General features: G+C 41.8%; 7 protein-coding genes. 2 read left to right on the forward strand and 5 right to left on the reverse strand.

Annotated features, from left to right (window positions below):
* Position 1 precedes the first annotated feature (1 nt).
* On the forward strand, positions 2 to 3,073 hold the full coding sequence (locus J8M01_RS03635) for an efflux RND transporter permease subunit (RefSeq protein ID WP_211057046.1): 3,072 nt from the start codon (positions 2 to 4) through the stop codon (positions 3,071 to 3,073).
* A gap of 292 nt (positions 3,074 to 3,365) precedes the next feature.
* The gene (locus J8M01_RS03640; protein ID WP_211057047.1) at positions 3,366 to 3,929 is read left to right on the forward strand and encodes a YSC84-related protein; all 564 of its coding nucleotides are present in this window, start codon (positions 3,366 to 3,368) and stop codon (positions 3,927 to 3,929) included.
* Positions 3,930 to 3,991: 62 nt separating this feature from the next.
* On the opposite strand, the gene J8M01_RS03645 is transcribed toward J8M01_RS03640, so the two are convergent.
* From J8M01_RS03645 to J8M01_RS03665, 5 genes are all read right to left on the reverse strand, one after another.
* Positions 3,992 to 4,237: a hypothetical protein gene (locus J8M01_RS03645; protein WP_211057048.1), complete on the reverse strand. Its 246-nt coding sequence runs from the start codon at positions 4,235 to 4,237 to the stop codon at positions 3,992 to 3,994.
* Between the two features lie 451 nt (positions 4,238 to 4,688).
* A complete protein-coding gene (locus J8M01_RS24150) occupies positions 4,689 to 7,925 on the reverse strand; it encodes a collagenase (protein WP_211057049.1) in 3,237 nt (1,078 codons plus the stop codon).
* 452 nt (positions 7,926 to 8,377) lie between these two features.
* Positions 8,378 to 8,803 (reverse strand): hypothetical protein, encoded by a 426-nt coding sequence (locus J8M01_RS03655; protein ID WP_211057050.1) that lies wholly within the window; start codon positions 8,801 to 8,803, stop codon positions 8,378 to 8,380.
* 10 nt (positions 8,804 to 8,813) lie between these two features.
* Positions 8,814 to 10,616: a S8 family serine peptidase gene (locus J8M01_RS03660; protein WP_211057051.1), complete on the reverse strand. Its 1,803-nt coding sequence runs from the start codon at positions 10,614 to 10,616 to the stop codon at positions 8,814 to 8,816.
* A gap of 1,135 nt (positions 10,617 to 11,751) precedes the next feature.
* Positions 11,752 to 12,747, reverse strand: coding sequence for a LysR family transcriptional regulator (locus J8M01_RS03665; protein WP_348772711.1), 996 nt, complete (start codon positions 12,745 to 12,747; stop codon positions 11,752 to 11,754).
* Between the last annotated feature and the right edge of the window lie 94 nt (positions 12,748 to 12,841).

Here is a 12,841-nt window from a genome sequence, read left to right on the forward strand (position 1 = left end):
CATGCAGTTTTTATTTTCAAATGGCAGGCTGCAAGCGTTACTCGTTGCTTTGTTGATAGTGACAGGCTTCTCCGCACTTAATAATTTACCACTGAGTGAAGACCCTCGAATCATCAATCGTTTTGCAATTATTACCACATATTTACCAGGCGCAACTGCGAGCCGAGTTGAAGCTCAGATCACAGAAAAGCTCGAGCTAAAATTAAAGTCTCAAGCTGAAATAAAAAACATTATTGGTATGTCGCGTGCGGGTATATCAGTGATCAGTATTGAACTCAAAGATGAAGTCACTGCGGTTATTCCCGTATGGTCTCGAATACGAGATTTATTAGCGGATGCCCAATCTCAATTACCACAACAAGCCAGTTTAACAGTCCTTGAAGATGATAGAGGGTATGCATATACCAAGATCATCGCGATTACGGGGGAGCAAAATGCTGCTTCTTTAATGAGGTTAAATCGCTTTGCAAAAGAATTAAAAAACCAGTTAACAAATACTCCAGGTGTTGAGATTGTTCATTTATTTGGCGGCATTGAAGAAGAGATCCGAGTGACGTATGACTCGGACAAAGCAACGCTAGCGGGTGTATCATTGCAGCAGATTGCAGATGCCGTAAAAGGTGCAGACCCTAAAGTTGCTGCTGGAGCGGTGATAAATGATGAGTCCCATTTACAAATAGAGCTCAATGGATCGTTTGATTCTTTAGCACGTATTGCTGCTATTCCATTGGCCAGTAACGATGATATTGCGCAGTTTGTGTTAGCAGACGTTGCAACGGTAACACGGCAGCTGCGCTCACCTCGCACAGAAGTGGCGTTGATTGATGGTCAGCAAGGTGTATTTTTAGGGGTAAGGATGCAGCCTGAATTCAGAGTCGATCGCTGGTCTGCAGTCATAGATGAGAAACTAAGCAATTTTGAGCTCACGCTCCCAGGTACTGTACAGGCACACACGGTATTTGACCAAAAAGTCTATACTGAGGCCCGGCTAGGAGAACTGATTGATAATATTGCGGTAGGCTTTGCGCTGATACTCGGCGTATTGTTGCTCACGTTAGGGTTACGCGCAGCGCTTATTGTGGGGGCGGCTTTACCTTTGACCGTGTTGTTTACGTTGGCGTGTATGAATATTTATGGATTACCTATTCACCAAATGTCGGTCACGGGGTTAGTCGTAGCCCTTGGGATCATGGTAGACAACGCGATTGTGATCACCGATTCAATCGCAAGGTATCGTCAAAAGGGCATGACTGCTTTGCATGCAGTGAAGAAAGCGGTAAACCACTTTTGGCTACCTTTATTAAGTTCAACGTTGACCACCATTTTAGCATTTGCGCCTATTGTGCTGATGCCAGGGCCATCAGGTGAGTTTGTCGGTGGCATTGCGCTCAGTGTTATATTCGCATTGATTGGTTCTTACGTTGTTTCACATACCTTGATTGCCGTTTTTGCTGGTCGTTTTTTACCACAAAAAAGCCAGCAGGGTGTATTACACAATGGAGTCAATTTACCTAGTTTATCGGGACGTTTTAAATCACTGCTATATTTTGCAATTGCGCGCCCTAAACTTACTATTTTACTATCAATGATATTGCCTATTTTTGGCTTTATTAGCGCAAGTCAATTGACTGAGCAGTTCTTCCCCCCAGCAGATAGAGATATGTTTCATATCGAAGTTCGATTATCTCCTAATAGTAGTATCTCAGCGACGCAAAAGCGTATTGATGAAATGTCTGAATTTATCCATCAATATGAAGGGATAGAGCAGCTTAACTGGATGATTGGGAATAATATTCCGTTGTTTTATTATAATTTATTGCAACGAGATAAGGGGGCCAAAAACTATGCGCAAGCTATGGTGAAAGTGTCTGATTTTAAACGGGCAGATGAACTCATTCACGAGCTTCAATATGAATTAGATAGGGCATTTCCTGAAGCTCAGACTTTGGTTCGTAAATTAGAGCAAGGCCCACCTTTTAATGCGCCAATTGAGTTAAGAGTATTTGGGCCGAATTTATCGACCTTAAGCTCTATAGGACAAAAATTGCGTACAGAGCTCATTGCACACCAGCAAATTACTCATACAAGGGCGACGCTAGAATCGGGGAGCGCGAAAGTGACGCTTAACGCCGATGAAACGTTATTAAGCCATGCTGGTGTTAAATTAACCGACATAGCCACTCAGTTAGAAGCGCAGTTTGAGGGAGTAGTAATTGCGTCTGTCTTAGAAGAAACCGAAACAATACCTGTGCGTTTGCGTACGTCACAAGAGCAAAGTGAATCAATAGATGCACTGTATGGAACACAGTTTATTACTGAGCAGCCATTATTGCTGGCTGCGTTTGCTGATGCGTCATTGGAACCAGTACAAAGCGCAGTGCATCGGCGCAATGGAGAGCGCGTTAATGTTATCGAAGGTTTTTTACAAGCAGGAGTATTACCACAGAAAGTTCTCAATGAAATTCAACCTAAATTGCAGGCAGCACAAGCGCAACTACCAGCCGGTTACCGGATTGAAGTGGGGGGGGAGTCGCAACAGCGAGATGAAGCGGTTGGCCGACTACTTGGCAAAATAGGCATTATTGTGGTGTTGTTGGTAAGTGTATTGGTACTCACATTTAATTCATTTACCACCACCGCGGTTATTTTAGTGACCGCCGTACAATCAGCCTTGTTAGGGTTATTAAGTGTTTATATTGCAGGCTACCCATTTGGTTTTACTGTAATAATCGCGTTACTTGGTTTAATGGGATTAGCTATCAACGCTGCCATTGTCATACTGTCTGAATTAAAAGTAAATAATGCAGGCCAAAATGACGACAAAGTAGTGATGAGCGTAATGACATGTGGCAGACACATTAGCTCTACGACAATTACCACAGTGGGTGGTTTTATGCCGTTGATACTTGCGGGAGGCGGATTCTGGCCACCATTTGCCGTAGCGATTGCTGGTGGTACGGTGTTAACAACCTTGTTGTCGTTCTTTTTTGTGCCAGCGGTGTATAAATTGTTTATAAAAACAACAGAGGCTCAAAATCCAGAGGTTCATACCCTAGCAGTAAGTGATATGTAAATGAATTTGGGTATTTCGATAACAAGTGGTGATAAGTTAATGCGTTGAATGAAATAACAACAGTTCGGTTTTTTCGATGATATAGACCATTATAATATGATTTTATTTTATTATTAGATTGGTAAACTGGCTTTGTTTTCACACTTATCCCTCATCATTACCCATGATGTGTTTGGCCGCTTTATGCGGCCTTTTTTCTTTATTGCTCTCCTATATTTAGATTAGATTCATCTAGCAGCAAGGTTGACCCTGTTACTATGCTGAGCATATGTTGAATTGAATGAAGTGAATCTTGATGAAAGTGTTTCTCTTATATCTTGTACTTCTTGCTAGTCTACTGACTGGCTGTACGTCCACCCAGAGTCATTCCGTTGATGAAAAGCGTGCCATGGTTAATGTTATGGAACAAACAACATTAACGAAACTATTTAAGCAAAAGCCTGATGTTCGACAACAGGTAAAGCATGCTGCGGGATATGCGGTATTTGATAGTGCGAACGTGAATGTGATCCTTGCGAGTTTTGGCGGGGGCTATGGGGTTGTTGTTAATAATCAAACAAATAATAAAACTTACATGAATATGGCTGAAGCCGGTTTAGGACTTGGGATCGGGGCAAAAGATTTTAATATTGTGATGGTTTTTCATACTCAAGCAGCCTTGGCTAAGTTTATTGGTCAGGGCTGGACGTTTGGCGGTAATGTAGATGCAGCAGCAAAGCATAAACAACAAGGCAAAGCTGTATCGGCAGAAGCGATTATCGATGACGTAACGGTTTATTCATTAACTGATACAGGTCTTGCACTGCAAGCGGTATTAAAAGGCACTAAATTTTGGATTGATGATGAGATGAATTAGGTGCGATCTTTTCTCATATACCTTATATACCTTATATACAGTGTCGACGTTGCGAAGCGTATTTAATGCTGTTTTGCTGCATTGATGTGGAGTAGAGTGATACTGGCGTGGTTAAGCACAGAGCGTTTGTGATGAGTGACGAAACGTAGTTTCGCAGCACTTCGATGTGAGGTCATGGATGACCGATGTAACCCAGCTCCATGGCAGGATTGTTTACGCTTAAGTGGCAATTTCATAGACCCTGAACCGAGTTCAGGGCGACGAAGATGATAAAGCTTGTCGTATATCTTACCTCTGTAGTCACGCATCGAGTGCTGTTTATGGTCATGTCTCCTGTTTTTTGTGCTTACATATCCTGTCGTGTTTGTTACCGCATAACAGAATAAATAATGACCGAATACCGAATACCGAATACCGAGGATATGCCACAACTATCGTCTTTCTGACGCAGGTCAGAATCTACTCTTTATAGGCGACAGCATAGGATAAGTAAGCATATGGACCCTGAATCAAGGTCAGGGCGACGAAGATGATAAAGCTTGTGGTGTATCTTATTTCTGTAGTCATGCACCGAGTGGTGTTTGTGATCGTATCCCGAGTGTTGTTTATTTGCATGTAATTTGTATTTTCGTTGTGATGGGGACTACCTGATCGAGCGTAGCTCATATACCAGTGCTATCTGAAAAAGAAATGGCTTTGTATATGTAACGCCACGCGCTTTTGAACGAGTGACGTTAAATTAAAGGGAACAGTTCTTTTTTAAGGCGTGTAGTTACCGACTAATTGAACATCCGTATAATTGTTGTGACCGAGTAGCATGATGTAGTATGTGCCTGCTTGTACATTGTTAATCGTACATGACTCATTACTGCCGACTTTCCAAGGGCGGCAGTCATAACTTGCTTTGGTAGGTGCTTCGCCAAATTTAACGTGCATATCGACATCACCACTGCCACCGCTGGTTGTAATGGTTAAATTGCTAGCACCAGCAGGCACAACCAAGGTATAAATAGACTCTTCATTTGTCGTACCTGATACGAGTTTTACGACGCTATTATCTAGTGAATTGCCGTTTGAAGCGCTACTAACAGTCGCTGTTGTGGTTGTACTGGCTGTGGCGCCCTCATTATCAGTGACCGTGAGTGTCACTGTATATGTGCCAGCGGTACTATACGTATGGCTTGGGTTTGTAGAGCTACTTGTAGAGCCATCACCAAAATCCCATGCTCTACTTGCTATTGACCCATCACTGTCTGAGGAGTTATTACTACTCATTGCTATTGCGGTGTTAACATTGCCAGAATACGGGCCATCGGTTAATGCCGTCGGTGCAGCGTTGTTATTCCCTGTCGTATATTTCCCCACAAGGTTCACATCAGTGAAGTTATCGTATCCGCGTAGCATAATATGGTACGTGCCAGCTTGAATGTTATCCATGACACATTGTTCAACGTTGCCCCCTTTGTATGGTCTACAGTCATGGCTATTCGTTGTTGGTGCCGCACCATATTTGACATACATATCAGCATCACCTGTACCACCACTGGTATCAAAGGTTAAGGTCGCTACGTTAGCTGGTACTTGCATGGTAAAGTGGACTTCTTCACTTTTCTGTCCTGATACCTTTTTACTGACACCATTCACTAATATATTGTCATCAATCGGTGCGCCATTTTGTATGTATCGAGCGAGTACCGTGACATCTGTAAATTCACTATCTGCTGGCACGTGAATATAGTTCCAACCTGCCTTAACATTAGGGACCAGTATTGTTTCATTGTTTGATGGGCCGTTGGAGATATGATCATACGTTGTACTGTTAGGTCGTTTATCCCAGCGATGTAGTAAGTTTGCATTACCGCTACCATGGCGTAATGTGATTTCTAAGCTGACATCAACCAGACCAACAGGTACATTGAGCCCGAGTTGTACTTGATGGTTATTTGCTTTGTTTTCGATGCATATCGCTTTGCCCGCTGAAATATCTCTTGACTCACGCGGCCGATTCAATGCACATGCGTTTATGCCTGGTAACTCATCACCTTGAATATCACCGATATCAATGGGTTCAATCGGCGATGGTGGTCTGGTATTATCTACTGTACAGCCTGATGATGTGACGGTCGTTAACCAATTTGAAAAATCTGCATCAAAGGTTTTATTGGAGATCCAGCTATCGACCATACTGGTGCGATAAGATGCGTAATCACCCACTTTAAATTTGTCTAACATATTAAAAAATGTGGCATTTTGTCTCTCAAACATGTAACGCGAGGTTAAATATCCCCACGAATAAATGCGATTTTGGCCAACACCATATTCATTGCCAAAGATGGTACTAATGTTATGAGTCGCATTGCCTGCTTCTGTTGCTGCCCCGTCATTACAATTACGGCGAGAAATATATTCCGCTATGCCCTCGCCATACCACACGGTTTTACCCGCGCCGTTAACGTCTCTAAAGTCACCTTGAGTGATAAATCGACCATCTAAATAGTGAATGTATTCATGGCGCAAATTCCAAATATCAAAGATAGGTCGAGCAGGTACCTCCTCATAGGCAAAGAATGTTGCTTGGTCGCCAGCTTTACTTGGGTCACCTTCTAAATATAGGCCTCCATTATCAGTACTTGCGCCAAATAAAACTCCGCCATAGATACGCCATTCAGATGCGTCGTTAAATACAACCATTCTTAATAGATCATTGTCATCAGGTGTGACAGGAATACGATTTGTTTTTAGTGTTGTGTGGAAATGCTCTTCATGACTACGCAATGAACTACATGCCCAATCTAGTTGAGCTTGGTTCATATCTTGTGCCCACATAAATAATGTACCAGAAGGGCAATTGATGCGGTCTTTTAATACACTAGAGATGATTTCATCTTTTTTACTACAGACATTATGCTCGCTACATTTACCTCGATAATTCACCGCGTTAAGTGTCTGTAGGTATGCTCTTCTGCCGCTATCGGCTTCTAGGGGACCATAACTATTGAATACTTTATTAACTTCACTGACAAGGGTTGCTTGTATTGAAGAAAAGTGGCTATCATTTTTTCCGCTATATACGTTACCTAATTGATAACCTAAGTTATGCAAATGGTAATCTGTAGCGTCTTTGTCTAACCAATTGATATTATTGTGAATAAAGTTACCTAGCTTGGTAATAAATGCAGTGGTATGTTCAGCAGTTCGACAATCAGCAAAACGCGCGCAGGCATTTGGGATTCCCCAAATTGCTGCGGCAAATATGTCTCCCCAGCCTGTAACTTCTTCATAAGACTCGTCATAACGGTCCAGTAACTGATGTACAATAGGCATGTATTGTTCTTGTAAGCTTGCATTGTTGAGGTTAACAACGGCAAGCTCGATGACTTTGGCATTTTCTGCTGTTTTATCATACATATGACTGTTGGCGAATAGGGCATCTAATGCCGATTTAGTCGCTAGTTGGTTTTCGGGTGTCAATAACTCTCGATTGCCATAATAGTAAAATGCTCTGATCCAATATTGCAGTGCCTGCATGTATTGATCGGCATCGGTCCCATTATAAGTAAGCGCTTTTGCTTTTGCTTCATTTGCAACGGTGATGATATTCGCTTGTGTAAAAGTGCCTAAACGTACAGCATCAGATGCGTCGGTAAACAAACGGCCCACACAATCATAGCTCTGTGTTTTTATTTGCGTTAATAAGTTTCTGCCAGAAGTGACAAAAGCGTTGTCGTTACAGTTTGCTGTGTCTGCATTTGCTGTGTTTAATGCGGCCCTACTTACAGTGTGCATTTTTACGTGCTGTGCATGCGCTTGATCAGCAGGGGTACTGTAATTATCAGCATGTAAAGCGATTGCTGAGGTTGTATTCTTGGCTTTGGCATGCGCGACAGCATCCGTGGCTGATGACGAGATGCCTACAGCCGGTGGGTTCGAAGACGCTAATGCTGTTTGTACACACGTTGTGAGTAATAAGAGCGGGAGTGTTTTTATTATTCGCATTATTTATCTCCCCACATTATTTGTTTATTGCTGCGCAATGTCGTTGTAGTAGTGAACAACATAATCGGTGTTAAAAATTTTCTCACTGTTCAAATCCTTATATTTTATTATATGTTTTTCTTTAATGATTACAGCTTAAGGCTCATGGTTGTTTGGTATATTTTATACAAAGTAAATTGAGCATAAAATATACTAAATGCGATTTCACAAAAATGCAATTTTTTAAACATTTAAATTTAACAATCAATGTATTTTAGATTAAACGGTGTAATTTATTGTTTTGCATTCCTGTTAATTGTCTATCAGTTCCTGAAAAGTAACATTTGTGAAATAAAAACGACCAAAAGATGTTTTTTATTTGAACAATAAAAAACCGTGCTCGATAAACATAAAAGCACGGCTTAATTTATTAGCTAAAGTATTTGGCGCGTAAACTCGCCAGAGATCATTGCTTATTCAGCTTCAATGGCATCAGGTTTCATACCCAGCTGTGCGGAGATGACACTATCCAAATTGAGTGTTTTAGTCAGTGCAATCGATAAATTAGTATCGGTATCGTCAATGGTAAAAATGGCACGTTGACCTCGAGTGTAGCTGAGAGTGTACCCCAATGAATCGGCGACTTTTTGTGCCACAACATAGGTGGGTAAGTGCACAATGATCTCACCTGTTAATGTATATGTTTCATGTGAATGAAGTTCTGCAACTTGGTCGCCTTTGTATAGTGCAGTGGAAGGCGCATCATGAGCAACTTTCGCAAACGTTTGACCATGAGCTGAAAATGTGTGCTGGGATAACTCCACAGGCTCGGCAACTAATAATTCGTTTGCGGTTGCTTGGGTCATCAGTAGTAACGCGGGAATGAGTAATAATTTCATGATTTATCTCCTATTTATGACCAATAAAACGAATATTCCAAGAGTTTAACGTGCCCTCTTCTGTGTTATTTCTGTGTGTAAAGCGAATATTTGGTTCTCCTTTGGCCGAAGGATTAAAAGTAAACTTTTCATCTACGCCTTGAGTATCAATCAAACGTAATGTCCATGTGCCTTTTGCTGATTCACCGTAAAAGTTATGCGACAGCATTTGCGTTTCGGTAAAACCAGAGCGGCCAAAAATAGTGCCGGTACGAGGGGTCATTAACACACTGCGAGTGCCAGAGGGAGAAATAAGTTCGACTGCAACGTCGCGCGTACTGGTATGCTGCGCAGTCAATTGAATTTGCACAGCTTCCACGGTGATATCTTCGTGTTGCTGATAATGACTGTCTACCCCTGTGATATTTCCGTCAGGAATCGCAATATTGGCAACTATGGTGTTCCATACACTGATCTCAAGCGGAGGGAGTGGGGTGGAGTAGAACCGAGCCATATTAACTGCAGCGTCTACGTCAACGGCACCAAAACCATAAAAAGTATGAAAGTGGTACCCAGCTGCATTAGTTTGCCATGTCGGAATGGCATCGTAGCCATAACTGTCACCATTTTTATGATTGAAACTCAGTGACACGCCGGGGTGTTCGGCATCGATTTTGCGTGCTGTAGCGGCTAAAATATGTCGCACGTCACGCCAATTCAGCGCAGGGTTTGCTGACATGATAAGTGCAATAGCGCCTGCAACATTAGGGGCAGCAGATGATGTGCCATTCATTCGAGCATTGTAATCACAGGTTGGGTCAAGTTCATGCCCACCATGCAATGTATTGCGACCATATGCGGGGTTCCGCCCTCTATCACAGCCGGTCAAATCTGTGGTAATAATGGCAGGGGAGGTTGTACCATATTGCCCACCAGGGGCTGAAACAAAGACGTTAGATCCGACTTCTGAGTAAGATGATTTCACGCCATCGGCATTGTATGCAGATGTCACTAGGTTCCAATAGGTTGCGTCCATTCTTTCTAAATTAGAGTTTTGTACTGGAAGGCCTTGGTTATTCTCGTCAAAATAAATACGCCCTCTACCATAGTTTTTTAATGTAATAGATTGAGATTGATAACTGTTCCCCGCAGATTTTACAAAGATTGCCCCTTTTCCACCATGAGAGTGGCGGGTGATCTCTTCTTGAGCATCATCGTTTCTTTTTAACCAAGGTGTGATTTCGTAATTGTACCTTTGTGGTGAAGTACGGGCACCGCCGTAACTTTGGTTAAATACACGAGGGAAGTCGAATGAAGCACGGTTAAAACCATCTGAATATAAGCCATGAGATTGCAACCAATTGGCTTCGTTCCATTTCTTTAATAGGTTAAAGCCAACAATCCCAGCGAGAGGTGCGACACCGCGACCACCAATACCATTATATGCAGAAGCTGCAATAATGCCGGCAACAGCAGTGCCGTGAGTATCATTGGCATCTTTGGGTTTTAGGTTGGCAGAGTTTGTTAAAAAATCCCAAGATCCAGGTTTTACATTGTTTATTAAATCAGGATGATTGAGTTGTACACCGCCGTCAATGACTGCCGCAGTTACACCGACACCTAATATACCTAAGGCATGAGTTAAATCTAAGTTCATATCTTCGCCGACTTTACCACCTCGCTCAGAAAAAGCGGTTTGCCCAGTATTTTGTAAATGCCATTGCTGACTCGTGAGAGGGTCGCCTGCTCTGAGTACATACTCGACATTAGCCAGTGCGTTGCTGGAAGTTGCGAGGGCGATTGCCGTTGCAATACACGCATATTTTATTTTCATATTGATTGTTATCTTTTTTGTTGATTCAGTGAATATCGTACCTTATTTGGGTTTTAAAGAAAGAAAAAGGTTAATTTTTTGTTTTTTTGATGGGTCTGTTCATCGCCATTTTGCTTTGTTTTTATTCATTCAATTGCGGGATAAAATCACGTGTAAATCGGCGTAGACTTAGCATGTGTACTTTTAACCGTCACTAATTCAGTCATGATTAAACGCACAAATGTAAACTGCAAAATTATGTATCAATTATTCTTTATGGCAGAAATATGGCGTGGGTTATTTGTAGTGTTTTGTTGTTTTTAATATCACTTATTATTGGAGGTACGGCATTTTTTAACAAGCGTAAGTATCTTGGGATCTGTAGCTTAATAGGATTGTTGTTAAGTGGAGTGCTGATGGGCAGCAGTGCTTTCAGCGATTTTTTTCAGGTGGATAGATGTTTAGACTCGGGTGGAAGATATAATTATGAAGCCAATACATGTGAAAACGGATAGGGGTCATTTAACTGGCATGTTGAGATTTAAAAGAGTATACGAACCGTAGACATAGCAAGCGTTGCTTAAAAAAGTGTCACAATTCGATTCTCAATTACCATACTGTTATTTTCGGATGAAATAGGCGTTTTAATATTCAATGGGTAATAAAAAGGCACGGTAAGAATTAACAATTATGACACAGGTGCAGGCGGGTGAGTTCATTCGCTGCTTCGTATACGGGTGGATCCATAATACAAGATGAGTTCTTTAGATATTGATTATACCCGTCAGTCAGATTTGAAGGTTGAACTAGCGTCGCCATATTGCAAAAGCACAAAACCAACCGTTGACGCAAAAGTAACGAGGCTATCGTGACCATTTAATGCTCATTTAGAAGTTTTAGGACAAGAAAGCGAACGATGTTAATGAGCAGCGGAAGCTTCATGTGCCGGATGGAGTAACCAAACACGCAATATTAATTGGCATGCTGACGGCGTAAAACAAATTTCGTTGGCTAACAATAAAGCTGCGAGTGTTATTAATAACTGGTCATTGTGAGCCAGTTGGTGTAAAAATCAAATAAAAATAATGGCTTATATATTATGTTGCTGTATTGTCTAGTACCTAGTGTCAGCACCAATTTGAGGGAGCTAACCCCTTTATTGACAGGACGCTGTTGTAAAATTGACTAATGGCTGCCAATTCTCAGCCCATGTATGGTTCGTTGTTTCGTGCATATCTTTTAAAGACGATTGGATGAACTCGATAAAAACACGGACTTTTTCAGGCAAATAATCACGTTTTGCATAAATCGCAAAGACGCCATTATCGGGGGTAGGAGGCCTAAAGTAAGGGTAAAGTGATACCAGTTCACCTGAATCTAAGCCTTTTTTGGCTAGAAAGTGAGGAAGTTGTGCAAACCCAAAACCATCCGCACACATGTGTGCCATTGCTTCACCGTCATCGGTAATATGGCTGCGCTTTAATTCGTACGGTACGTATTCACCTTCTTCATTTGGTAAGAAAATAGGCTGTAATTGCTGTGTTTCTTTGATGCGAAAACCAATCCAATTATGTTGATGAAAATCATTGGCGCAACGGGGGATGCCGTGTTTTTTAATATATTGCGTCGACGCACAAATCAGGAAGTCCATTGGACTGAGTCGCCGAGCAACTAAGCGGCTGTCTTTGATGTAACCCGTACGTAATGCAATATCTATATCAGCATCAATAATATCAACATGAAAATCACTGACTTGAAAGTCTAATGTAATGTCGGGGTAGCGCTGGCAAAAAGCCATGAGTAGCGGGCGAAGATATAAGTGACCATAGCACACCGCGGCGCTAATGCTTAAGATACCACTGGGTGAGTCATTACGCTGTTTTAGCTCTTCTTCGCAGACGCTTAAATCTTGGAGCATTTTACGGACCGTGTTTGCGTAGCGTTTTCCCGCTGAGGTTGTGCGCAATTTCCGCGTCGAGCGTTGAAAAAGCGTTAATTCTAATTGAGCTTCTAAGCGTGTTATCGCTTTACTGACCGTTGATGGGTCGGTATTACACGTTTTGGCGGCCTCAGCGAAACTTCCTCCATCACATGTGGCTAAGAAAATCTCTAATGCACGCAGTTTATCCATCATATCGTCCCACAAAGCCACTTTAATGACCTTAATATAGCATGGAAAATTCGTGAATTATATTCATGATAGATAGGTTTTTTTACCTATTTTTTATTTATTATCAGTTGCATAG

Source organism: Pseudoalteromonas sp. MMG005 (genome assembly GCF_018101015.1).
In the GTDB taxonomy this organism is placed as follows: domain Bacteria; phylum Pseudomonadota; class Gammaproteobacteria; order Enterobacterales; family Alteromonadaceae; genus Pseudoalteromonas; species Pseudoalteromonas aurantia.

Coding starts and splice junctions, on each gene's coding strand:
- J8M01_RS03635 (WP_211057046.1), top strand. CDS start 2: ATGCAGTTTTTATTTTCAAATGGCAGGCTGCAAGCGTTACTCGTTGCT.
- J8M01_RS03645 (WP_211057048.1), bottom strand. CDS start 4,237: ATGCGTGACTACAGAGGTAAGATATACGACAAGCTTTATCATCTTCGT.
- J8M01_RS24150 (WP_211057049.1), bottom strand. CDS start 7,925: ATGCGAATAATAAAAACACTCCCGCTCTTATTACTCACAACGTGTGTA.
- J8M01_RS03655 (WP_211057050.1), bottom strand. CDS start 8,803: ATGAAATTATTACTCATTCCCGCGTTACTACTGATGACCCAAGCAACC.
- J8M01_RS03660 (WP_211057051.1), bottom strand. CDS start 10,616: ATGAAAATAAAATATGCGTGTATTGCAACGGCAATCGCCCTCGCAACT.